This is a genomic window from Actinomycetota bacterium (assembly GCA_005888325.1).
Classification (GTDB): domain Bacteria; phylum Actinomycetota; class Acidimicrobiia; order Acidimicrobiales; family AC-14; genus AC-14.
This window is the reverse complement of record VAWU01000032.1, coordinates 117,898-140,298: the sequence shown is the minus strand read 5'-3', so window position 1 is coordinate 140,298 and position 22,401 is coordinate 117,898. Positions and strand designations below refer to the sequence as shown.

Below are 22,401 nucleotides of genomic sequence, written 5' to 3'. Positions count from 1 at the left end.
GCGAGCGCTGGCCCACCATCTCCTCCGGTGTCCAGCCGAGCATCTGGGTCGTCGCCCCGTCGATGGCCACCAGCACCGCGAGCTCGTTCTTGCGCGTGGTCGAGAAGCGCGTGACGACGGCCGGCATGTCGGGAAGGCCGTCCAGCACATCGCCCGCGGCACCGTCCTCGGCGAGCACCACCAGGACGAACACTCCGTGATGCGCTCGGACGTCGAAGAAGTGCAGCCGCGCCAGGTGACCAGGCGAGCTCACCGGCTGAACCGAGGCACGGGCGGCACCGGTTTGCCGAGCTCGCTCCCACGTCGTGATCACCACTTCGATGTCCCGGGGCGCGACGAGGTCCAGCGCGGAGCGACCGACGAGGACCTTGTGGCCGTTCAGCGGCACCGAGGCCGGCATCGTCACGAAGAGACCATCGGTTCCTATCGCGGCGACGAGGCCCTCCGGGTGCTGGTCGAGCAGCGCCGTCAGCGCGCGGTCGAGCGCCTGGGCATCGATGGGGGCTGCCTGGTCCACCTTGTCGTGTTCGTCCGCCGACCGGGCCGGCTTGAGTGACGATCGAGCTGCCCTGCACGCCGAGGCGCGACGCCGAGCGCTCGACGATCGTCATGCCCAGACGAGCTGAGTGAGGAGCAGGGTGGCGATTCCCGCGACGCAGACGAGATGGTCGCGACACACCGATCGCGCCAGCCGGCTCTGCGCTGGCACCGAGTCGCGCCGGGTGCCCAACCGCACCGCGTCGGGAACCGTTCGCCCGCCGGCCAGCGCGATGGGCACGAGCGCGGCGACCGCCGATGCCGCGCTCACCCATCGTGGGGCGTCGCCACGGATCAGCTGCACGACGATGGCCGTCACGGTGGACAGCATGACGACTGCCACGAGGCGATTCATCGGGCGCGCCTCGGTCGTGACGCGCCGGTAGTACCCCGCGATCGACGCGAGCACGGTCTCGGGCAGCTCGCCATCGGGATGACGGAGCACCTGCACGTCGAACATCAAGTCGAACCACAACACCGCGAGCAGGAAACCGGCTCCGGCGGCGACGACGGATTGCATGTCCGTGAGTCTGGCCCAGCGGCGTCGGGACGAGAGCCGTCGTCCGCCGAGTCGACGCAAAGCGATCGTCAGTTGTGACGGGCGGCGCCGATGAGCGCGACGGCCATGACGCAGGGGTGCTCCGACTTGTTGCGCCAGGCATGGCGGGTGCCGTTCTGGACGAGGGTGTCACCCGCCCGCACGACGTGCTGTTGGCCGTTGTCGAGCTCGAGCCAGAGCTCGCCGGCCGGAAGCGGCGTGCCGCTCGGCCGCGGGTGACCGTGAGCGCCGTGGTCGCGGCCGCAATCGAGATCGTCGACCGCCACGGCGTCGACGCGCTCACCATTCGGGCAGTGGCCGACGCGTGCGGCCTGACCGAGTCGTTGACGCCGTCGTGACTCCGAGCCTGGAGAACCTCGACGCCACCGGTAGCTGGGACCAACAGGTCGCCGAGCTGTTCAGCAATGCCCGCCAGCTCAACCTCGATCATCCCGGCGTGGCGGTGTTGTCGGTGTTGCGCCCCACACCCGTCGTCGGCGTCGCCCGCTTCTGCAACAGGGGTGCTTTCGGCGCTCGCCGATGGCGGGCTCACCGGCACCGACGCGGTCCACGCCTTCGACACCCTGCTCATGTTCACCTTCGGCTCGGTGCTGTGGGAGATCCCCCGCACCAGCACCGTCCGGGAACGTCTGATCGCAGTTGCCGCCCACGACCCGGCCTCCGCGCTCATCGCCGAACGAGCCGGCGAGCTCGCCCACCGCGATCCGACGGAGTACTTCCGAGCCGGTCTGGCCATCATCCTCGACGGCATCCGCGCGCAAGCGCGGGCGCCACGCAAACGACGGAGCTGATCGCGACCGGTCAGGCAGCCACCCTGGCGCGCGTGACCGTGAGCATCGAGCAGAGGTAGAAGTCTCGGTCGAAGCCCGGCGTCGGGAAGAGCACGGATTGGAGTCCGCTCCCGCTGTCGGCCCGGGCGAGCTCGCGACCGGTCGCGATGTCGAGCATGACGATGTCGGCGTGGTCGCCCGTGACCAGCTCGCCGGTGTCCTCGTACAGCAGCAGATGGCTGGCGTGGTCCTGGTCGCGGCGCCAGCGCGGCGCGAGCGTGTCGAGGGCGAAGCCGGCGAGCACGCCGTTGCCGCTGTCGTACCCGACGACGACACCGCGGTGCTCGTCGACGGCAGGCGGGTTGGCGATCAAGCCGCCCGACAACCCCGAGACCTCCGCCATCGCGACCTCGCCGGTGGCGAGATCGACCCGCACGACGTGCAGCGGACACGTGGAGATGCCGTTGCCGCGGAAGGTCCCGTTGAAGCGCTCGCTCCCCTCGCCGTCGTCGAGGAACCACGCCGCACCCGCGGCGATGACGCAATCCCATCCGTAGGTCTGGCCGTCGAACGTGCGATAGACGACGCGGAGGCGATCGTCGTGCGTCAGCGCGGATCCGTCCCAACGGACGCGCATCAGGCTCGTGTCGCCGACGACGTACACGTCGTAACCGTCAGCCGAGAGGCGTGCGATCGACGGCTCCGGGACGATCAGGCGGGCGACGATCTCCAGGCCGACGGGCTCGAGGACCACGAGCTCGCACGGCTCGCGATCGCCCGGTGCGACCGTGACACCGGGGCGAGAGCCACCGAAGTCCTTGGTGACGAGATGGCCGTCGGGGAGCGGGACGAAGCTGTTGTAGGGACGCTGGCGGGGAAGCCTGCGCGATGCGACCACCTGCAGGTCGGCGTCGAGCCGGTGCGCGTGGTTCCCGAACACGACGTAGAGCGAGCCGTTCTCGTGGGCTCCCAATCCGCCCGGCCAGACCGGTCCGCCCGCGAGCTCGCGTGATTGGGCCAGCGGCTCGAGCGAATGCGGGTCGATACGCTCCACGAGCGCGATGGCGCCGTCGCCCGCGTTGTGGCGCAGCAGGAAGAGCTCCCCCGACTCGCGCCCGACGACCATCGTGGTCGCGGGAGCGGTCCGGGTCGTCACCTCGAGGTGCTCGCCCGGCCCGATGCGGAGCCCGCCTGCGACGGTCTGCGTCCGCCTCGGGCCGTCGTCCTCGTAGCGCCAGGTCACACCGGCGCCCGCGCTCCGCGCCGCGGTGTCATGCGCCGGAGGCGGACGGCTCGAGCAGCGCGGTCAACGCTTTCACGAGTGCGGACACGGCCTCCGCTCGGGACAGCCCCTGGTCGAATCGCACGAGCTCGCACGTCTCGAACGAGCACAGCGCGTCGAGTGCAGGGAGTAGTTCGGCCCGATCGCCCTCGAGCTCCGGCGCGAACAGACGATGCACCTGATCGCGTAGGTGGAAGCGGCTGTCGCGCACCTGCGCGGCGACCACTGGGTGGCGGAGCGCGTAGCCGCGGGCCGCACGCGCCGCCGGCGCGATCGTCTCGAACAGGCGCATGCGTGCCTCGACGACGCACTCGACCTTGGCCTTCGTCGACGCGTCCGGCCCGATGCCGATGTCGAGCTGGGGACGGGCGGCGGCGAGGTGGCGCTCGATCGTGGCCCGGTTGAGGTCGTCGATGTCGTCGAAGTACCGGAACAGCGAGCGAGGGGAGATGCCGGCGCGCTCGGCGATCTCGTTCGCGCGGGGCTGGTAGACGCCTTCGGAGAACAGCTCGGCGAGCGCGTCGAGGACGGCCTCGCGGTTCTGCTCGCGCCGAAGGCGTCGGCCGTCGACCTCCTGGGAGGTGTCGGTCACGTCCACCTGTCGATCGTCGGCTCCAACACCAGGACCTGGTGGGCCGTCGGGGCGGACAGATCGACGTCGGCATCATCCGCGAGCGGGGTGTAGCGCGCGCTCGTCCACGTACGTCCATCGCCGATGATGGTGCCTTCGATGTCGAACGTGACCGCGGCTCCGCGCTGAACCGACGGAGGCGCATCTCCGGCCCAGACCTCGAGCAGCACGCGGCCGGGACGCGCACGCGCAGGCAGATCGCCCACCGGCAGCGTGGCCATGACGATCGTGTGGTGCATGCCGGCTTCCTTGTGCACGTGCTTCTCCTGGAAGTCCTTGCGCGACTGCATCTCGATGAAGGCCCGGCGGGTGGGGTAGCGGACGACGGCGACCCGGTCCCAGTCGTCGGAGGCGTCGAGCACCTCGGCGGTGAAGCAGACCTTCGCCCCGATGGCCGCGAGCACGTCGACCGGCGCGTAGCGATCGTCGGCCTCACGTCCCGAGACGCTCGCGTCGCCGCCTTTGCCGCCGTAGTCCGCCGCGTCGCGGTACTTCATGAGGTTGAGCATGTAGATCGGGCCGTCGGTCGCGGGGTCGCAGTTGGCCAGGCGCATCCCGTAGTCGCGGTCGATGGTGCCGTAGCGGGGCATGTCGTCGACCGTAACTATTGACAGAGGGGCTGTCAATACATACGGTCCCAGGCATGCAGGCAGACCAGATTCCCGTCGCGCACACGCCGCCGGGCGGCTACGGACCGGAGATGCCGCCGCCGGTCCTCGCGGGTTGTACGGAGCCCCTGGTCGCAGGTGCGCCCGACATGCGAGGGGTGTGGCGTGTCCTGACGACCGACTGGAAGCGCGGAGGCACCCCGGACCCGGACCCCGTCGCCGATCACGTGGAGCGCATCGAGCAGTGCGGAGACCGTGTGTGCATCACGTCGTCGGGCGTGATCCACGACATGCGCGCCGACGGCACCGTCGAGCACGGCGTGAACGACGTTGCAGCCGGCAACGGACCGTCGATCTCGGTGGTGTGCACGTTCGAGGACGGAGTGCACACGTTGCGACCCGTCGGCATGCCCGGGTTCGAGGTGACGCGACGGCTCGACGGTGACCACCTGGTGTGGGAGTACGGGCCGATGTTCACCGCACGCCTGGAGCGGGTTCGATGACCATGAGCTCACCCAACGAACCCGACTTCGGCGGGCACATCGGCCGCACGTACCACGACTCGACGGCGTGGTGGCCGGAGACACCACCCGGGCTGGGCGGGCGGAACGTGGTGATGGTCGTGCTCGACGACACCGGCTTCGCCCACTTCGGGTGCTACGGCTCCGAGCTGGCCACGCCCACGATCGACCGCCTCGCCGCCAACGGCCTGCGGTACACGGGGTTCCACACCACCGCGCTCTGCTCGCCGTCGCGGGCCGCGCTGCTCACCGGCCGCAACCCGCATGCCGTCGGCATGCGCGGCGTGTCCAACTGGAACACGGGTTTCCCGCACATGCGCGGCGGCATCAGCCCGCGCGCCGCGACCGTGGCCGAGCTCCTGCGCGCCTACGGCTATGCCACCTACGCGGCGGGGAAGTGGCACCTGGCGCCGATGGATGAATGCTCGGCGGCGGGGCCGCACACGAACTGGCCCCTGCAGAAGGGCTTCGACCGCTTCTACGGGTTCCTGCAGGGAGAGACCGATCAGTTCCATCCCGAGCTCACCAGCGACAACGGCCACATCGACCCGCCCGGGCGTCCGGAGGACGGCTACCACGTGTCGGAGGACATCGTCGGCAAGGCGACGGGATGGATCGGCGACCTGCAGTCCATCCGACCCGACCGGCCCTTCTTCCTCTACCTCGCCTTCGGCGCGACGCATGCGCCGCACCAGGCACCGGTCGAGTACCTGCAGCGGTGGCGAGGGAAGTTCGACGACGGCTACGGCGCGGCGCGGGAGCGTTGGTTCGCGCGGCAGCTCGACCTTGGCATCGTCCCCGAGGGCACGACGCTGGCGCCACCGAATCCCGGCGTGCCGGCGTGGGAGGACCTGACCGACAATCAACGGGCCTTCGCGGCACGGCTGCAGGAGGCGTTCGCGGCCATGCTCGAGCACACCGACGCGCAGATCGGCCGCCTCGTCGACTTCCTCGAGACGCGCGGCCTGCTCGACGACACGCTCCTCATGGTCCTTTCCGACAACGGCGCTTCCCGTGAGGGCGGGCCGTTCGGCGTCATGGACGAGTTCAGCTTCTTCAACGCCGCCTGGGAGGACATCGACGACATCGTCGCCACCCGCCTCGACGACATCGGCGGCCCGCACTCGCACTCGAACTATCCGTGGGGATGGGCGCAGGCCGGAAACTCACCGCTGCGCTGGTACAAGCAGAACACGTACGGCGGCGGGGTACGTGACCCGCTCGTCGTGCACTGGCCGAACGGGATCGCGGATCGTGGCGCGATCCGCGACCAGTTCTGCCACGCGGTCGACATCACACCGACCATCCTCGCCGTCACGGGCGCGCCGGTCACCGACGACCACAACGGGGTGCTCCAGATCCCGATGCACGGCGCGTCCATCGCCGCGACGTTCGACGACGGTTCCGCCCCGACACCGCGCGCGATCCAGTACTTCGAGCAGATGGGCCACCGCGGTCTGTGGGCCGACGGCTGGAAGATCACCACTTACCACGAGCAGGGCCGGCCGATCGACGACGACGAGTGGGCGCTCTACCGCCTCGACGACGACTTCTCGGAGTGCCACGACCTCTCCGCGGCGCACCCCGACAAGCTGCGCGAGCTGATCGACGCATGGTGGGTCGAGGCCGGCCGGCACGGCGTGCTGCCGCTCGACGACCGCACGATCGAGCTCTTCGGCGCCACGGCCCGGCCGGGAACGGTGCACGCCCGCACGCGGTACACGTACTTCCCGCCCATCGCGCACGTTCCCGTTGACGCGGCGCCGCCGCTCGGCGGGCGGTCGTGGACGATCACCGCGATGGTCGACCTTCCGGCCCGCGGCGTCGAGGGCGTCCTGTACGCCCGTGGTGGGCACAACGTCGGCCACTCGTTCTTCGTGAAGGACGCGACGCTGCAGTTCGACTACAACGCGCTCGGCACGCATCACCGTGCCGTCGCACCGATCGACCTCACCGCCGGACGGCACGAGCTCGGGGCCCGCTTCGACCGTGCCGACAGAGGTGGCATGCTCACGCTCGTGGTCGACGGCGACGACCTGACGAGCCTCGAGATCCCGACTCTGGTCCGGATGCTCGGCTCGACCGGGCTCGACATCGGGCGCGACGCACTGTCACCGGTGGTCGACGACTACGAGGCGCCGTTCGCGTTCAGCGGCACCATCGAACGCATCACCTTCGACATTCGCAGCCGCGCCGATGCCGCCGACGTCGCCGCAACCGCCAGAACCGAGCTCGCCAAGGAGTGACATGACCGAACTGATCCTCGACTCGCTCCGACGACGCATGCGCGCCATGCACTCGTTGTGGGAGGACGCCATCGCCACGATGGACCTCGACCAGGTGAACCACGTCGAACGCGAGCCGGTGCTGCCGATCGCGTTCTCGATCTTCCACCTCGTGCAGATCGAGGACGGCTCTGCGACCATGCTCGGCGCGGGGCCGATGGTCTACGACGAGTCATGGGCTCCACGCATGGGGCTCGCGATCGCGGATCACGGAAAGCACAAGACCGTCGACGAGATGGTCGGCCAGCGCATCGGCGATTACGACGCCTTCAAGGACTACATGCAGCTCGTGTTCGAGAAGACGGAGTCGTGGCTGGCGAGGCTCGAACCGTCGACGCTCACCGACGTCGTCGTGTCACGCCCGTTCCCGCCGCAGATCGCGTCGACCTACAGCGCCCGCGTCGCCGGTGAGGACGGCATCACCCCGGCCTGCGTCACATGGGCGAGATCGAGCATGCCCGGGCGCTCGTGGGTCTGCAGGGCATGACGTCGTGAGCCCGCGTCATTGCGTGTCGATCCGTGTGGCGGCATCGGGTCGGGCCGGCACCGCGTCGGGATGGGCGATGGCCGCGAGCGTCTCGACGCCGTCGACGAGGCGGGGTCCGGGGCGTACGAACGCGGCGTCGGCGTCGACCGCCCACAGGTCCGCATCCGCCGGCAGCCGTCCCGTGCGCTGCAGCGCGACGGCGAGGTCGGTCGCGCCCGGGAGCCCGTAGCCGCACGGCGCGACGACGATCACCTCCGGCGCGCTTTCGGTCAGCTCGTCCCAGTCGAGCGGGCGGGACCTCTCGCCCGCGTCGCCCAACACGCAGGTCGCACCCGCGGTGGCCACCATGTCAGGCACCCAATGACCCGCCGAGAACGGTGGGTCGGTCCACTCCAACATCGCGATCCTCGGCCGAGGACGACCGGCGACCGCGGCCGCCACGAGGTCGAGTCGCGCTCTGAGCGAGACCAGCAGCTCCGCGGCCCGCGGTTCGTTGCCGGTGACCCTTCCCAGGGTGACGATCGACTCGAGCACCTCATCGAGGGTCATCGGATCGACGGTGACGACCTCGGCCCGGCACCCCAGGTGATCGAGCGCCTGATCGACGTTGGCGACATCGACCGCGCACACCGCGCACAGGTCCTGGGTCACCACCACGTCGGGCTCGATGTCGCGGAGCGCACCTTCGTCGAGGGTGTACAGGTCCTCACCCGCGGCGACGCGGGCTCGCACCTCTGCATCGATCTGCGCGGGCGTCAGCCCAGGCGACAGCGCGGTGGTCGACACGATCCGCCTGCTCCGGGCCTCGGCAGGGAAGTCGCACTCGAATGTGACGCCGACGACGTCGTCGCCGGCTCCGACCGCGAACAGGATCTCCGTCGTCGACGGGAGCAACGACACGATTCGCACCGGGCCAGGCTATTGGAGCCTGGATGGGCCTGCGAAGACATCGTCGATCGGCTCAGCTACCGGGACGACGATTCTTCCGGCCGCTCGTCAACGGTCTTGATGGAGACGAGCTCGAGCTTCTCGAGCGGGCCCCGCACGGAGACTTCCGCAACCTCGCCGATCCCGCGCACGTAGTACTTGTTGTCGAGCACGGTCGGCTCGAGGTCGGTTCTCTCGTCGGTCTTCAGCGCCCGCTGGAACGAGCCGTACGGCACCGTCACGCGTGTCGCGCGGCCCACGACCTTGAACTGGTCCTCGGCGTGCCCCTGGTACCACTCCTGGCGGAAGCGACGTCCGACGTCGGGATCGGCTTGCATGAACACTCCGGGCTCGGCGCCGTCCACCCCGGCCCGGAAGCTCCCCTCGGTGTCGGTGAGATTGCCGTTGTCGTCGAGTGTCACGGTGTCCTCGCCGAAGTACCAGACGTTGCCATCGTCGTCTTGCGCGTAGTAGTCGAACGTCCGCTCCGCGAGCTTGCCGTTGAGAAACAGACGATCGAAGACCACGCGGCACGTAACGCCATCGATCACTGTCGTCATCGATGTCACGTGAAAGATGTTCCGCGCCGGCTGACCGTCTTTCGTACCCTCGTAGGTGAGCGTCGTCCCTGGCTCGAGCGGCAGCCAGCGGTTGGTGACATTGGGGCTGAAGTCCTTGGCCTCGATGACGGGGCGGTACTGATTCCCCGGACCGAACCGAGGCAGGTCGTCGTCGTCCTGAGAGGACGAGGCCGACACCGGCCCGGCCCACGCCACGGCAGTGGTGGCGAGAGCGGCGATCATCGTGAGCACGGTTGCCGTTCGCTTGATCATGTATCGCTCCTTCTCGCACGTCAGAACCACGATCGCGAACAGCTGCTGAGCAGACCCTGAGTCGCTGAGAGCGTGCTCAGGCCGACGCTTGAGCTTCATCGGGCTCTCGGCTGCGCGTAGCGGGGAGACGAGAGAGATGACGTCTGGCAGTTACTCGCCGCTCGCGCGATCGTCGATCGCTCTGACGTCGCCGGCGCCGAACTCGACGGGTAGCGCGGCCCGATCCGAGGTGCGCCGCAGCCAATAGCCGGTGGGCCCCGGCTCCGCGATCTCGAAACCGGAGACCCAACCGCCGTTGTACCGGCAGCGGACCTGCACGCGGACGTGCGGGCGCAGCGCACCGTCACGCTCGGTCTCAGGGGGGACGTCCTTGATACCCTCGACTCTCGCCCTGCGGCGATGAGACGAGAATGAGTCCTACCGGCTCACGAGCGCATCGACCGTTGCGACCAGCTCGGCCATCGCAAAGGGCTTCGCGAGGAACCGGTCCGCGCCCGCTCGCGTCGCAGCTTCGACGTCGGCAGCGTTGCCGCGGGCACTGACGACGATGATGAAGCCGTCCCACCCGATCTGGCGGAGGTGGCGGCAGACCTCGATCCCGCTGGGGTGCGGGATCATCACGTCCAGCACGATCACGTCCGGGCGGCGCCCCTGTACCGCCCAGAGCGCCTGGTCGCCGGAGCCCGCCACACTGCACTCGTAACCCCCACGCTGCAACCCACGAACCATCACATCCGCGAGCTTGGTGTCGTCGTCGACGACCAGAACGTAACCGGAACTCCTAGGCTCGAGCACAGTGCGCATCCTCGTCGTGGAAGACGAGCCGAAGATGGCGAGCCTCCTCAAGCGCGGGCTGGAGCGCGAGGGATACGCGGTCGACGTCGCGCGCGATGGCGCCGAGGCGCTCTGGGCCGCGGATGAGTACTCGTACGACACGATCGTCCTCGATGCCATGATCCCGCCGCCCGACGGCTTCGAGGTCTGCCACCGGCTGCGGCAGAAGGGTCGGTGGGCCCCGATCATCATGCTCACCGCACGCGACGCGGTCGATGACCGCGTGGCGGGGCTCGACGCGGGGGCAGACGACTACCTCGTCAAGCCGTTCGCCTTCGGCGAGCTGCTCGCCCGGGTGCGCTCGGTCATCCGGCGCGGGCCCGTCGAACGCCCATCGGTCCTCGAGGTCGACGGCCTCACGCTCGACCCCGCGACCCGTGAGGTCCAGCGGAACGGCGAGGCGATCGAGCTGTCGGCCAAGGAGTTCTCGTTGCTCGAGTACTTCATGCGTCACCCCCACGAGGTGCTCTCGCGCACCCAGATCCTCGAGCACGTGTGGGACTTCGCCTACGACGGCACGTCCAACGTCGTCGACGTCTACGTCCGGTACCTGCGTGCGAAGATCGACCGGCCCTTCGGCCTCGACACGATCGAGACCGTCAGGGGCGCGGGCTATCGCCTCCACAAGGCGGCCGGCGGGGGCTGATCACTCACGCCTCGACGCCGACCGGCGGCTGTGCCGGCGGAACGAGGAACCGCCCGACCACCGGCAGCTCCCAGAAGGACTCGGCCCGGGCGATTGCCAGCGCGGCCGGCAGCACGTGCTCGAGACCGTCGTAGGCCACGTAGCGAGGCACCCATTCGGGTTGGTACTTCGCGGTGAAGCGCCACAGCGTCTCGATCTGCATCGACTCCGACAGGCGGCGCAGGAGCCAACGCTGGAGCCGCTGGGGGACGCCGTCGCCCGACTCGCCGGCGAGGACGGCTCGCATCGTGGCGAAGTTGAGCCCGAGGACCCGCATGCCGCGCGAGCGGAGCTCCTCGATCGTGGACACCAGCACGAAGTCGAGAACACCGTTCGGGTGATCGCCGCGCGTCCGATGCATCAGGTCGAGGGAGTACCCCTCGAGGGCGGCGGCAGGTACGTAGTGACAGAACGCGGCGGGTACCCCGTCGGGCCCGAAGGCCACGGCGAGCAGGAGACCCTGGTCGCGACGGTCGAAGAGCCGGCCGAGGGTCATCGAGAAGCCGCGTTCGGCGTCGCCTCCCCGACTCTCGCAGGTCATCGCGCGCAGGGAGCGCTCGAGCTCGGCGCTCACCCGGGCCGGGTCGAAGAACTCGACCCGGTAGCCGTGGTTCGCCACCCGGTTCACCGCCTGACGCAGGCCCTTGGCCCGTCCGCCGGCAAGAGAGAACCGGTGGACGTCGACGATCGCCTCGTCGCCGACGTAGAGGTCCCGCATCCCGGCCGACCGGTAGGTGGGCAGCCAGGCCTCGCTTGCGCCGAGCACCGCGACACACCAGCCGTGGGCGTCTGCGTACGCGCGAAACCGGGCCCACGCGGCCGCGCGCTCGTGGGCCGGTCCGACGGGATCCGGTGAGACGAGGCACACACCGTTGAACACGGCGTAGGCCACCATCGTCTCGCCGAAGAAGAAATGCCGCTTGTCATCCCGTAGCGCGAAGTACGTGAGAGTGTCGCCACCGTGGCGCCGCACCATCGCGCGGGCCCGAGCGAGGTCGTCCGTGCCGCGGCGCCGGGCGGCGAGGGGCCGCAGGATGAGCCATCCGGCGCCGAGGGTGAGGCCGAAGCCGATCGCACCGAGAGCGGGATCGAGAAAGTCTCCGACTCGATCGGCGAGTGCGACGGTGTGCAGACCCGCGAGCCGTTCCACCACCGCCACGAACGCCCGTGCCACGGGAGGTCGCGTCCGCGACTGCGACCACACCTCGACGGTGATCGTGCCGACGAGCGTGGCGACGGCCGCTCCTATCGCCGGCGCCACAAAGGCCCGGAGGGCCGACCCGCGGTCCGAGGCCACGCGGAACGCGTCGCGGTTGTGGACGAGCAACGCCGCCCCGAGCGCGGCGATGGCCGCCTCCTCGAGATCGGCTCCCTTGACGAGGTGCAGGAGCGCCGAACCGGCGAGCAGCACGATCGACAGGCGCCAGGCGCGGCGTTGCCCGCGGCGAAGCCCGCGCGACAGCAGGAGGAGCCCGAGGCCGGCCAGCGCCACGAGCGCCGCAGCCGCCTGGGGAACCTCGAGCGGGATGAGGTGGCGGACGAAGCGAAGGCGGTCGCGCAACGGCGGCGTCGTCGCGGAGACGAGGTTGACGAGCCCGGCGGCGGCGATGGCGAGGGCGCCGAGCCGGCGGAGGCGACGTAGGCGCGTGAGGTCCGTGAGTCCGCGGCTCAACACGTCGTACCGATCACACCCATCACGAGCGCGGCCTGCGCGTCGAGCACGGCGCGTACCTGCTCGGTCAGGTTCGGAGCGCCGGGCGTGGGCCGGATGAGCTGCTCGATCAGGTCGTCCTCGAGCTCGCGAACGATGGACGCGCGGCCGACATCCGCGAGCTCGAGCACCCGCGTCATCTGATCTCGGACGGCCAGCATGTCCCGCAGCAGTCGCAACCGCAGCCGCGCGGCCGCGCGCGCCTCGCCGTTCATGCGAGCGGTGTCACTCGCTTCGGCGAGAGACTCGGGGTCGTCGAGCGGGACAAGGTCGGCCTCGGACGTCACCGGACCAGAATGGTCACGGCCGGATGAGACCTCGATGAGAGCCAATCCTCCGTACCATCGGGCGCATGCGGTTCGCCGGTCCGCGGCCCATCTCCCTGCGCAGTCGCCTGGCCATCCTCTTCGCGGCCGGGTCGGCCATGACGCTGCTGCTGACGGCGCTGTTGCTCTGGCACAACCTGAACGCCGAGCTCAACTCGGCCATCGACACCGGGCTCGAAGGACGCGCCGACGACATTGTCGCCGTGTACCGCGCGCGGGGTCAGGCGGTGCCGGAGCAGGACGCCTTCGCGCAGGTCGTCGCCTCGACGGGCAGGATCCTCGCGTCCTCGCCGACGGTCCGAGGTCGCCGGCTCCTCGGCGCGCAGGAGCTCCGTCGCGCCCGCGCCGGACGGATCACAATCGACCGGGCGGTGCCCGGGCTCGGCACCGACGCCCGGCTGCTCGCGGTGCCCGAGCGGACCGGCGCGGCGACCGCGGTTGTCGTGGTCGGCACCTCGCTGGAGACGGTGCGGAGGGCCCAGGACCGGTTGGCACTCATCCTCGTCGTCGTCGGGCCGACGCTGATCACCGTGCTCGCGGTCGGGGGTTGGCTCCTCGCCCACGAGGCACTGCGTCCCGTCGGGCGCATGACCGCGGAAGCGGACACCATCTCGCTTGCCGAACCCGGGCGGCGTCTCCGTCAGCCACCCGGTGACGACGAGATCGCGCGCCTTGGCCGAACGCTCAACACCATGCTCGGACGCATGGAGGCGTCCTTCGCGCGCGAGAAGGCGTTCGTCGACGATGCCAGCCACGAGTTGCGTACGCCGATCTCGATCCTGCGGGGGGAGCTGGAGCTGGCCCTGGCACAACCCGGGTCGCGAGAGGACACCGAGCGGACGCTCCGCAGCGCCCTGGAAGAGGCCGAGCGGCTCGGACGCCTGGCCGAAGATCTGCTTGTGCTGGCCCGATCGACCAGCGGCGACCTCCCGCTGCGTCGAGACCGCGTGGATGCGTACGCCGTCGCGGAGCGGATGGCGCAGCGGCTGGCTGCCGCAGGCCCGCCCGAGGTCGAGATCGAAGGTGACCATGCCGCGGTCGACGCCGATCTGCTTCGCCTCGAGCAGGTGATGACGAACCTCCTCACCAACGCCCGCCGTTTCGCGCTCAACCGGGTTTGGGTGACGATCGGGTGCTCGGGCCGCGCCGTCGAGATTGTCGTGAGCGATGACGGGCCCGGTTTTGCCGCCCTACTGCTGCCGGTCGTTTTCGACCGCTTCACCCGTTCCGACGCGGCACGCGGTCGAGGCGCGGGCGGGACGGGGCTTGGGCTGGCGATCGTCGCTGCGCTGGTGCGTGCCCACGGTGGGACGGTGGAGGCTGCGAACGGTGCACCGTTGGGCGGCGCCGTGGTGCGCGTGCGGCTGCCGCGGGCCGATCCGTAGCACTCCCGGAGGGGCCCCGCTCGCCGCAGTGAGACGGGTCGCCGCCCACGGGAGCGCGTCGGCGAAGGAGGCCCGCCAGACTCGCCATGTGTGATGGCCCCCGCGCCGCAGGACGAGGTGCGTCTGGATGCCGTCCGCCCGGGACAGTGCCGCCGTTGCGATCATCGATCGCGTGGTGCCTCCGTCCGCCGAACCGACCTCGAACCAGCCCGCCAGCCGCGGCTGCCAGTGGTGGTGATGGCGCAGGATCAAGCGCGGGGTGTGGGCTTCGAGCGCCTCACGAGACCCGTCGAAGAGGTGCAGAGCACCGCCTCGACGCGTCGGATGGTCGAGGCCGGAGAAGTCGAGGAACAGGCTGTAGCGATCGAGATGGCGGAGCGCGAGGGTGATCGCGCAGTAGCCGCCCTCGGAGTTGCCCCCGATCCCCCACGCCACGCGCTCCGGGTCCGCACCGAGTTTGGCAACCGCCCAGGCAGGGACGTCGACGGCCAGATAGGTCTCTGCACTCCCCGCCACTCCGTTGGCGCACTCGGTATCCGCCGTGAACGAGCCGTTCTCATCCACCAGGAGGAGAATCGGCGCCCATCCGTCGTGGGTGGCGGCCCAATTGTCCGCGACGACGTCCGCCCCGGCGGCGCGGGTCCAGTCCTCGGGTGTCCCCGGGGTCCCGTGCAGCAGCTCGAGCACCGGTAGTCGGGGACGCGGCACTGCGAACCACGCGGGCGGCAGGTAGACCTGCGCGGGCCGGGCATCGAAGTGGGAAACGAGTCCGGGGATGGAGACCTTCTCGACGACCCCGTGCGTGGGCTTCGCTGACGCGGCAACGAGCTCGCCCACCTGCGCGCTCGACGCCTGATCCTGGGCCCGCTGTCCGAAGAGCGTGGCGACGGTTGGCAGATAGTTGAAGTACGCGTTGACCGCCGCCCCGGCGGTGGTGAGCACGAGCACGAATGCCACCGTGGCCGCGAGGAAGCGGAGGAGGCGTGCATGGGCCACCCAGATGGCGACGAAGATCATTCCGAAGGTGACGACGGCGAGCCCGGCGACGAACGGCGCTGCGGTGATCGAGGTGTTCATCCCAGTCCTCCCTCGATCGATTCAGCCGTGTCGTGGCAAGGCGCACCTTCGCCCACGACCACATCGTCGCTCTCCGTGTCTGAGAACGAGATGAGAGCCCGAACAGCCCATTCGACGCGCTGACGACGCGATCGGTCAGGGAACGGAAGGGGTCTGTTGCGGTGGCCCTGCCCACGGCTGGAGCCAGTCGGTGGCGGGCCAGCCTTCGGCCGCCGCCATGAGCTCGTACATCTGGGCGCCGTCGATCGACTCCCGGACGATGTCGGCGTGGCCCGCGTGCCGCGCGATCTCCTCGATGAGATGGAGCAGCACCCACCGCGCCGACCAGGCCTCGACGTCGTCGGGGAACCACGGAACACCCTTGGGGACCGGGACGGGCTGGTCGAGGTCGATCCCGGCGACGACCGCCTCGGTCTCCTTCGCGACCGCGTCGAAGCGGGCGAGGGCCTCCGCGAGCGTCTCGTCCGGCGCGAGGCGGAAGTTGTCCTCGTAGGCCGCTTCGCGGTCGTCCGAGCCGCCGCGGTCGCGCTGGAGGACGATGTCGATCCAGCCCTGCTCCATGGCGGCGACGTGCTTGACGAGCCCTCCGATGCTGAGCGTGCCGGCCGTCGGCGTCAGGCGGGCCTGCTCGTCGGTGAGCCCGTACGCCGCGTTGCGCACTCCGTCGCGCTGCTGGGCGATATAGGCGAGGAGCAGCTCACGCTCGTCGGTCGCCGGGGGAGCCTGTCCGGGCATGTCGATCTCCGTTCGTCGGGTTCGAGCTCAGCATGCACCCTCGACCCTGTCATCTAGTGTCGTTACCGGGTCGTCGAAGGTGCCGCGACTCACGTCGCCGGCGTCTGCTCGAACATGTAGTACACCGCGAGCCCCGCGATGATCGCCAGGGACACGGGTGCGCTCAAGAACGCGACGCCGATGGCAACCAGGTAGGCGATCGATCCCACGCCGAAGCGGAGGACGGCGGTGCGGACCGCGTCTTCGGGCAACGGAACGGCTCGGCGGCCCCGTCGGAGCGACCAGACGAAGATCGCGGCGAAGCTCACGCCCATGCCCTCGAGGACCACTCCGTAGAGGGCAGTCGCGAGGTGCGCGTCGTCGCCACCGCCGCGGAGGTACGTCGCCATGGTGGATGTCGCGAACGGGATGGCCACCACGAACAGCAACAGCACCAGGTTCAGGAACAGCAGCTTCCGGTCGACCTTGACGAAGGTGTCGACCAGGGCGTGGTGGTTGACCCATGTGATGCCGACGACGAAGAAGCTGACGACGTAGGCGACGAACGACGGCCAATGATCTGCGAGCTGATGCGCGAGTGACCCATGACCCGGGCCCGCCACCGCCAGGTCCAACGCGAGCAGTGTGATCGCGACGGCGAACACGCCGTCACTGAACGCCTCGAGCCGCGCGCTCGTCACGCGAGACAGCGCAGTGGACGCCCACCGTTGTAGGTGATCATGTCGATGAAGGCGCTGACGATGTCGATCGGCGAGCCGAGCGGTTGGCCGTCGAGCTCCGCGTAGGCGCGGTGCAGGTTGCCGACGAGCCGCTCGGCGTCGAGCCACTCGGCGTACGCGCCGAGGTCTGCCTCGCGCGCGGCCTGCAGAGGCGGCACCCCCGCGCCCTTCGCCTCGGCCGCGAGCCGTTGCACGAAGGTCAGGTAACCGTCGATCGCGTCGAGGTGCCGGGGGTCGCAGACGGCACCGTGGCCGGGCACGATGGTCGTCGCCTGGTAGCGCCGGAGCCGCTCGATGGCGACGAGTGATCCCGCGACCGAGCCCATGAGGACGAACGGCGTTCCACCGTTGAACACGAGGTCGCCCGTGAAGAGAACGCGGTGCTCGGGGAGCCACACGACGGCATCCCCGGTGGTGTGGGCGGGCGTGCCGATGTGGCGCACCTCGGCACCGAGGTCGTCGACCCACAACTCGACCTGCTCGGCGAACGTCAACGTCGGGGGCGAGATCGTGAGCTCGCCCCACTCGACCTCGCCGAACACCGGTTCCAGGCCGCCGATGCGCTGCTCCTTCACGCCCGCGCGGCAGTTGCGGTGAGCGACGATGGTCGCGTCCCCGAAGAGGCAGTTGCCGTTGGTGTGGTCGCCGTGATGATGGGTGTTGACGAGCGTCCTCACCGGCCGTGGGCTGACGCGCCCGATCGCGTCCAGGAAGCCCCGGGTGCGCCGTTCGGTCGACGACGCGTCGATCGCGGTGACCGAGTCGGCGCCGACGAGGAACCCGGTGTTGTTGATCCACCAGCTCCCGTCCGGCTGGACGTACGCGAACACCCCGTTCGCCACCTCGATCGTCTCGGGCGGCGGGAGCCCGTGGTCGTCCGGGTGGCCGTTGGCGGTGGGGGCCGACATCGCGGGAACGCTACGCGATCCGCACATGGTCCCCGACGCCCAAGCGGGAGCAGGCTGCGATCGAGCATCCTGGTGGCGAACGAGCGCGAACCACGGAGGGCCCATGATCTCGGACGAGGTGGTCTCACTCGGCGCGCGGGTGCGCCGGCTGGCCGACGAGCGACCGGATGCGCCAGCGGTCTCGTGCGACGACGACACCCGCACCTGGGCCGCGCTCGACCGTCGCAGCAACCGCCTCGCGCGCGCGCTCGAGGCGCGCGGGGTCCGCGAGGGTGGCTTCGTCACCATCGGCCTGCCCAACGGCGTGGCGTTCGTGGAGGCCTGTGTCGCTTGCTGGAAGCTGGGGGCCACGCCTCAGCCGGTGTCGTCTCGGCTCCCGGCGGCAGAGCTGGAGGCGATCGTCGCGCTCGCCGAGCCCGCGCTCGTCGTCCGGGCCGAGCCGGGTGAGGTCGCCGGCCGCGCGTGTGTGAGCGCGGAGACGCTCGTCGACGAGGCCGACGACGACGGCCCACTGCCCGACCGCGTCTCGCCGGCATGGAAGGCGCCGACGTCGGGGGGCAGCACGGGCCGGCCGAAGCTGATCGTGGCGGGCCGGCCCGGGTTGGTGAACTGGCTCGAGATGGCCTTCTGGCGCCTCGACGACACCAGCACCGCGCTGATGCCGGGGCCCCTGTACCACAACGGTCCGTTCGTCTCCGCGTTCCACGCGCTCATGGCCGGCGGTCACCTGGTCGTGCTCCCGCGTTTCGACGCGCTCCGCACGCTCGAGCAGGTGGAGGCGCACCGGGCCACGTGGCTCTATCTGGTGCCCACGATGATGAGCCGCATCTGGCGTCTCCCCGAGGCCGTGAGGACGGGCTTCGACGTCTCGTCGCTGGAGACCGTGTGGCACCTTGCCGCGCCGTGCCCGCCGTGGCTGAAGGAGGCATGGATCGAATGGCTCGGGGGCGAGCGCATCTGGGAGCTCTACGCGGGCACCGAGGCGCAGGTGACGACGGTGATCACCGGAACGCAGTGGATGGAGCGGCGGGGCTCGGTGGGGCGGCCGATCAACGGCGACGTGCGGATCCTCGACGACGACGGCGCCGAGGTGCCGCCGCGCGAGGTCGGGGAGGTCTTCCTGCGGCGCCTGGCGGGCACGGACCCGACCTACCGCTACATCGGCGCCGAAGCGCGCTCGCGCGGCGAGTGGGAGTCGCTCGGCGACCTCGGTTGGGTCGACGAGGACGGCTACCTCTATCTCGCGGATCGCCGCGCCGACATGATCCTCGTCGGTGGCTCCAACGTGTACCCGGCCGAGGTCGAGGCCGCGCTCGACGAGCACCCGCACGTCGCGTCGAGCGCGGTGATCGGTCTGCCCGACGACGACCTGGGTCAGCGCGTCCACGCGATCGTCCAGGCCCCTCCCGATCTCGATGTCGACGACCTGCGCGCCCACCTCGAGTCGCGGCTCGTGCGCTACAAGCTTCCGCGCAGCTTCGAGCGGGTCGACGAGCCCGTGCGCGACGATGCCGGCAAGGTGCGCCGCTCGCGTCTCGTCGACGAGCGCCGGTCACAGCCTTGAGTCGACGAGGGCTCGGGTGGTGACGCTCGTGCCCCTGCCCGGACAGCCGGAGGGGTCGCCGTGGCCCGCGCCGGACTGGGCGGAGGGACCCATCCCGCGCGGCGTCGACCTCGCGCCGCTCCTCGACGCCGCATTCGATGCTGGCGGCCCCCTGTCGCTCACGTATGCCGTCGTCGTGATCCATCGGGGCCGGCTCGTAGCCGAGCGCTACAGCGGCGTCATCGAGCACTGGGATCGAGCGGACGAGCCCGTCGGACCGGACACGCCGCTGCTGTCGTGGTCGATGGCCAAATCGATGCTCCACGCGGTAGTCGGCGTCCTCGTGGGTGAGCGGCGGGTGCAAACCCACGCGCCGGCGCCCGTCCCGCAGTGGGCCGCCCCGGACGACCCCCGGCGGACGATCACGCTGCAGGACCTCCTCGAGATGCGCGACGGCCTCGACTTCGCGGAGGACTACGTCGACGCGCGCGCCTCCGACGTGATCGAGATGCTGTTCGGCGCGGGCAAGGACGACGTGGCCGCCTTCGCTGCCGACCGCCCCGCGATCGCGGCTCCCGGTCTCCGTTTCAACTACTCGAGCGGCTCCAGCAACATCGTGTCGGCCATCGTCGACCGCGAGGTCGGCTTCGGTGACCGCTACTGCCGGTTCCTGCGCGAACGTCTCTTCGATCCCATCGGCGCGCAGTCGGCCCGTCCGACGCTCGACGCAGCGGGCACATGGGTCGCGTCGTCGTACGTCCACGCGACGGCTCGCGACTTCGCCCGGTTCGGCTACCTCTACCTGCGCGACGGCGTCTGGGACGGCCGACGAGTGCTGCCGGACGGTTGGGTGGACCACGGCCGGCGGCCCCGGTCGGTCGACCCGGAGGACGGGTCGTTGTACGGGGCGCACTGGTGGGTGGTCGGCGACGGGCACGGGTCGTTCCAGGCCAGCGGGTACGAGGGCCAGTCGATCCTCGTGTGCCCGGGCCTCGACCTCGTCGTGGTGCGCCTGGGCAAGACTCCCAGCGACCGCTACCCACAGCTCCGCGAGTGGCGGGCGGCGGTCACTGCGGCCTTTGCCGCGGGGGACGCCATACTCGGTGGGTGACAGTCGAGCCGCTCGTCCGGGCGACCGCGTTGACGAAGCGTTTCGGGTCTGTCACCGCGCTCGACGCCCTCACCGTCGACATCCCGCACGGGCGCACCGGCCTGGTCGGAGCCAACGGCGCGGGCAAGACGACGTTCTTCCGGCTGCTGCTGGGGCTCGGGCGTGCCACGTCGGGTCGGCTCGAGGTCGGCGGCCACGCGGTCGACGACGACCCGATCGGGGTGCGATCGACGATCGGCTACATGCCCGAGCACGATTGCCTGCCTCTCGACCAGACCGCCGCCGACGTGGCGGCCACCTTCGCCGAGCTGAGCGGCCTACCCCCGCGCGCGGCCCGCCAACGGGCATCCGACGTGCTCGACCTCGTGGGCCTCGACGAGGCGCGCTTCCGGCCGATCGCGGGCTTCTCCACCGGCATGCGTCAGCGCACGAAGCTGGCCCAGGCGCTCGTGGCCGACCCCCAACTCCTGCTGCTCGACGAGCCGACCGCCGGTCTCGACCCCACCGGCCGGGAGGAGATGCTGGCGCTGGTCGCACGCGTCGGCACCTTCGGGATCTCGGTGCTGCTGGCGACGCACCTGCTCGACGACGTGCAGCAGGTCTGCGACAACGTCGTGATGATCGACGGCGGGGCGCTGGTCGTCGCCGGCGCCACCGAGGGCCTCGTGCAACGGACCGGGATGGTGGTCGTCGACGTCGGCGATCGCGGGGGCGAGCTCGTCTCCGCGCTCGTCGCACGGGGCATGAACGCCACCGTGGTCGACGACACCGTCGAGGTCACCGTCACCGCGGTGGACGACGTCGACACGATCCGGGACGCCATCGCCGATCTCGGGTTGCCGCTGCACCGACTCAGCAACCGCTTCCGATCGCTCGACGACGTGTTCCTCACCGCCGCGGGGCACCCGTGACATCCACAACCAGTGGCGCCACGAGTGGAGCCGTCTACGACCGCGGCTACCGGCCCTACGACGGCCCACGGGGTGGCCGTCGCGCGGTCCGGCTCGCCCTGTTCCGCGTGTCGGTGCGCCGCGCCCTCGGGCTGCGCCGGCCGTGGCGCCAGAAGGTCGCGCCGTTCCTGCTCCTCGGCGTCGCGGTGATCCCCGCCGTGGTCAACGTCGGCATCGGGTACGTCACGCGCGACAGCCCACCGATCGGCTTCGAGTTCATCACGTATCGCGACTACGTGGTCGTCTCGAGCTCACTCTTCCTCCTGTTCGTGGCGCTCACGGGGCCCGACGTGCTCTGTCCCGACCGCCGCAACAAGGTGTTGCCGCTGCTGTTCGCCCGCCCGTTGACGGGTGCGGACTACGTGGCGGCGAAGCTCGGCGCGATCGCAACCATCGTGTTCGCTTTCGGCGTCATCCCCCAGATCGTGCTCTTCGGCGGCCAGATGCTGGTGCGCGACCGCGCGCTCGACTACCTGCGCGACAACGCCGAGGTGCTTTGGCAGGTTCCTGCAGCGGTCGCGGTCGTTGCCATCTACTACGCGGCGATCGTGCTGGCCATCTCGTCGCTGACCGGCCGTCGCATCGTGGCTGCCGCGGTCTTCATCGGCCTCATGTTCGCCACCGCGACCGTCTCGGCGATCCTCGTCGGAGACACCTCGCAGCAGTTCAACCAGGGGAGCGTCGCCGGGCTCATCGACCTCGCGGCGCTCCCCTTGCACCTGCGCGATCTGCTGTTCCTCGGCCATCTCGACCCCGAGGGCCCGCTCGGCGGTGTTGCGAAAGGCGGGCTGTTCGCCGTGGGCACCTACGCCGCCGTGCTCTCCGTGGCGCTCGTCGTTCTCTTCGTCCGTTACCGCTGGGAGGACCGATGAGCGAGCACCGCAGCGCAGCGAGGAGCGCAGCTCCCATGTGGCAGGCCGGTACACCGGGCGAGGAACGAGGACGGTGAACCGATGAGCGAGCACCGCAGCGCAGCG

24 protein-coding genes and 2 pseudogenes are annotated in these 22,401 nt (G+C 70.2%); 11 read left to right on the top strand and 15 right to left on the bottom strand.

Annotated features, from left to right (window positions below):
* From E6G06_13505 to E6G06_13495, 3 genes and pseudogenes are all read right to left on the bottom strand, one after another.
* A partial coding sequence (locus E6G06_13505; GenBank protein ID TML90212.1) for a hypothetical protein occupies positions 1-517 on the bottom strand: 517 nt, incomplete at its 3' end.
* A 90-nt stretch (positions 518-607) separates the two neighbouring features.
* Complete coding sequence (locus E6G06_13500; GenBank protein ID TML90211.1) at positions 608-1,057, bottom strand: hypothetical protein; 450 nt, start codon at positions 1,055-1,057, stop codon at positions 608-610.
* 68 nt (positions 1,058-1,125) lie between these two features.
* A pseudogene (locus E6G06_13495) lies at positions 1,126-1,281 on the bottom strand (cupin domain-containing protein).
* Between the two features lie 21 nt (positions 1,282-1,302).
* On the opposite strand from E6G06_13495, the pseudogene E6G06_13490 reads away from it, so the two are divergent.
* A pseudogene (locus E6G06_13490) lies at positions 1,303-1,395 on the top strand (TetR/AcrR family transcriptional regulator).
* A 105-nt stretch (positions 1,396-1,500) separates the two neighbouring features.
* Complete coding sequence (locus E6G06_13485; GenBank protein TML90210.1) at positions 1,501-1,887, top strand: hypothetical protein; 387 nt, start codon at positions 1,501-1,503, stop codon at positions 1,885-1,887.
* Between the two features lie 10 nt (positions 1,888-1,897).
* Here the strand turns inward: E6G06_13485 and E6G06_13480 are convergent, their stop codons facing one another.
* Genes E6G06_13480 through E6G06_13470 form a run of 3 tightly spaced genes read right to left on the bottom strand, consistent with a single transcriptional unit; the run spans position 1,898 to position 4,369 of the window.
* Positions 1,898-3,109, bottom strand: coding sequence for a hypothetical protein (locus tag E6G06_13480; GenBank protein ID TML90209.1), 1,212 nt, complete (start codon positions 3,107-3,109; stop codon positions 1,898-1,900).
* A 28-nt stretch (positions 3,110-3,137) separates the two neighbouring features.
* Entirely contained in the window at positions 3,138-3,746 is a 609-nt protein-coding gene (locus E6G06_13475) for a TetR/AcrR family transcriptional regulator (protein TML90208.1), read from the bottom strand.
* Positions 3,737-4,369 carry a hypothetical protein gene (locus E6G06_13470; GenBank protein ID TML90207.1) on the bottom strand — a complete coding sequence of 211 codons (633 nt, stop codon included), beginning with the start codon at positions 4,367-4,369 and terminating at the stop codon, positions 3,737-3,739. Before E6G06_13470 ends, E6G06_13475 begins: the two co-directional genes overlap by 10 nt.
* A 53-nt stretch (positions 4,370-4,422) precedes the next feature.
* On the opposite strand from E6G06_13470, the gene E6G06_13465 reads away from it, so the two are divergent.
* The 3 genes from E6G06_13465 to E6G06_13455 are packed head-to-tail and all read left to right on the top strand — an operon-like array spanning position 4,423 to position 7,680.
* Complete coding sequence (locus tag E6G06_13465; protein TML90206.1) at positions 4,423-4,890, top strand: hypothetical protein; 468 nt, start codon at positions 4,423-4,425, stop codon at positions 4,888-4,890.
* A complete protein-coding gene (locus tag E6G06_13460) occupies positions 4,887-7,154 on the top strand; it encodes an arylsulfatase (GenBank protein ID TML90205.1) in 2,268 nt (755 codons plus the stop codon). The genes E6G06_13465 and E6G06_13460 overlap by 4 nt, the downstream gene beginning before the upstream one ends.
* Position 7,155: 1 nt before the next feature.
* A complete protein-coding gene (locus E6G06_13455; GenBank protein TML90204.1) occupies positions 7,156-7,680 on the top strand; it encodes a hypothetical protein in 525 nt (174 codons plus the stop codon).
* A gap of 15 nt (positions 7,681-7,695) precedes the next feature.
* Here the strand turns inward: E6G06_13455 and E6G06_13450 are convergent, their stop codons facing one another.
* The 3 genes from E6G06_13450 to E6G06_13440 all read right to left on the bottom strand — a co-directional run bounded on the left by E6G06_13450 (position 7,696) and on the right by E6G06_13440 (position 10,244).
* A complete protein-coding gene (locus tag E6G06_13450) occupies positions 7,696-8,589 on the bottom strand; it encodes a cobalamin-binding protein (protein TML90203.1) in 894 nt (297 codons plus the stop codon).
* Positions 8,590-8,645: 56 nt separating this feature from the next.
* Complete coding sequence (locus E6G06_13445) at positions 8,646-9,440, bottom strand: hypothetical protein (protein TML90202.1); 795 nt, start codon at positions 9,438-9,440, stop codon at positions 8,646-8,648.
* 417 nt (positions 9,441-9,857) lie between these two features.
* Positions 9,858-10,244 (bottom strand): response regulator, encoded by a 387-nt coding sequence (locus E6G06_13440; protein TML90201.1) that lies wholly within the window; start codon positions 10,242-10,244, stop codon positions 9,858-9,860.
* Between E6G06_13440 and E6G06_13435 the strand changes: the two genes are divergently transcribed.
* Positions 10,237-10,920: a response regulator transcription factor gene (locus E6G06_13435; GenBank protein TML90200.1), complete on the top strand. Its 684-nt coding sequence runs from the start codon at positions 10,237-10,239 to the stop codon at positions 10,918-10,920. The two genes, E6G06_13440 and E6G06_13435, sit on opposite strands and share 8 nt — an antisense overlap.
* A 4-nt stretch (positions 10,921-10,924) precedes the next feature.
* On the opposite strand, the gene E6G06_13430 is transcribed toward E6G06_13435, so the two are convergent.
* Both E6G06_13430 and E6G06_13425 read right to left on the bottom strand, forming a co-directional pair.
* A complete protein-coding gene (locus E6G06_13430; protein TML90199.1) occupies positions 10,925-12,634 on the bottom strand; it encodes a DUF2156 domain-containing protein in 1,710 nt (569 codons plus the stop codon).
* Positions 12,628-12,957: a hypothetical protein gene (locus tag E6G06_13425; GenBank protein ID TML90198.1), complete on the bottom strand. Its 330-nt coding sequence runs from the start codon at positions 12,955-12,957 to the stop codon at positions 12,628-12,630. The genes E6G06_13430 and E6G06_13425 overlap by 7 nt, the downstream gene beginning before the upstream one ends.
* A gap of 65 nt (positions 12,958-13,022) precedes the next feature.
* Here E6G06_13425 and E6G06_13420 point away from each other — a divergent pair, with 65 nt between their 5' ends.
* Positions 13,023-14,381 (top strand): HAMP domain-containing protein, encoded by a 1,359-nt coding sequence (locus E6G06_13420; GenBank protein ID TML90197.1) that lies wholly within the window; start codon positions 13,023-13,025, stop codon positions 14,379-14,381.
* Here E6G06_13420 and E6G06_13415 read toward each other — a convergent pair.
* The 4 genes from E6G06_13415 to E6G06_13400 form a co-directional block, all read right to left on the bottom strand.
* Positions 14,187-15,458 carry a hypothetical protein gene (locus tag E6G06_13415; protein ID TML90196.1) on the bottom strand — a complete coding sequence of 424 codons (1,272 nt, stop codon included), beginning with the start codon at positions 15,456-15,458 and terminating at the stop codon, positions 14,187-14,189. The two genes, E6G06_13420 and E6G06_13415, sit on opposite strands and share 195 nt — an antisense overlap.
* Before the next feature lie 135 nt (positions 15,459-15,593).
* Positions 15,594-16,193: a DinB family protein gene (locus E6G06_13410; GenBank protein TML90195.1), complete on the bottom strand. Its 600-nt coding sequence runs from the start codon at positions 16,191-16,193 to the stop codon at positions 15,594-15,596.
* An 89-nt stretch (positions 16,194-16,282) separates the two neighbouring features.
* On the bottom strand, positions 16,283-17,020 hold the full coding sequence (locus E6G06_13405) for a DUF1211 domain-containing protein (protein TML90194.1): 738 nt from the start codon (positions 17,018-17,020) through the stop codon (positions 16,283-16,285).
* The gene (locus E6G06_13400) at positions 16,870-17,820 is read right to left on the bottom strand and encodes an MBL fold metallo-hydrolase (protein ID TML90193.1); all 951 of its coding nucleotides are present in this window, start codon (positions 17,818-17,820) and stop codon (positions 16,870-16,872) included. The genes E6G06_13405 and E6G06_13400 overlap by 151 nt, the downstream gene beginning before the upstream one ends.
* A 103-nt stretch (positions 17,821-17,923) precedes the next feature.
* Between E6G06_13400 and E6G06_13395 the strand changes: the two genes are divergently transcribed.
* From E6G06_13395 to E6G06_13380, 4 genes are read left to right on the top strand one after another with little or no spacing between them, the layout of a single operon-like run.
* A complete protein-coding gene (locus E6G06_13395) occupies positions 17,924-19,384 on the top strand; it encodes an acid--CoA ligase (GenBank protein TML90192.1) in 1,461 nt (486 codons plus the stop codon).
* Positions 19,329-20,474 (top strand): serine hydrolase, encoded by a 1,146-nt coding sequence (locus E6G06_13390; GenBank protein ID TML90191.1) that lies wholly within the window; start codon positions 19,329-19,331, stop codon positions 20,472-20,474. The genes E6G06_13395 and E6G06_13390 overlap by 56 nt, the downstream gene beginning before the upstream one ends.
* Entirely contained in the window at positions 20,471-21,385 is a 915-nt protein-coding gene (locus tag E6G06_13385; protein TML90190.1) for an ABC transporter ATP-binding protein, read from the top strand. Before E6G06_13390 ends, E6G06_13385 begins: the two co-directional genes overlap by 4 nt.
* Positions 21,343-22,296 (top strand): pirin family protein, encoded by a 954-nt coding sequence (locus E6G06_13380; protein ID TML90224.1) that lies wholly within the window; start codon positions 21,343-21,345, stop codon positions 22,294-22,296. Before E6G06_13385 ends, E6G06_13380 begins: the two co-directional genes overlap by 43 nt.
* Positions 22,297-22,401 lie beyond the last annotated feature (105 nt).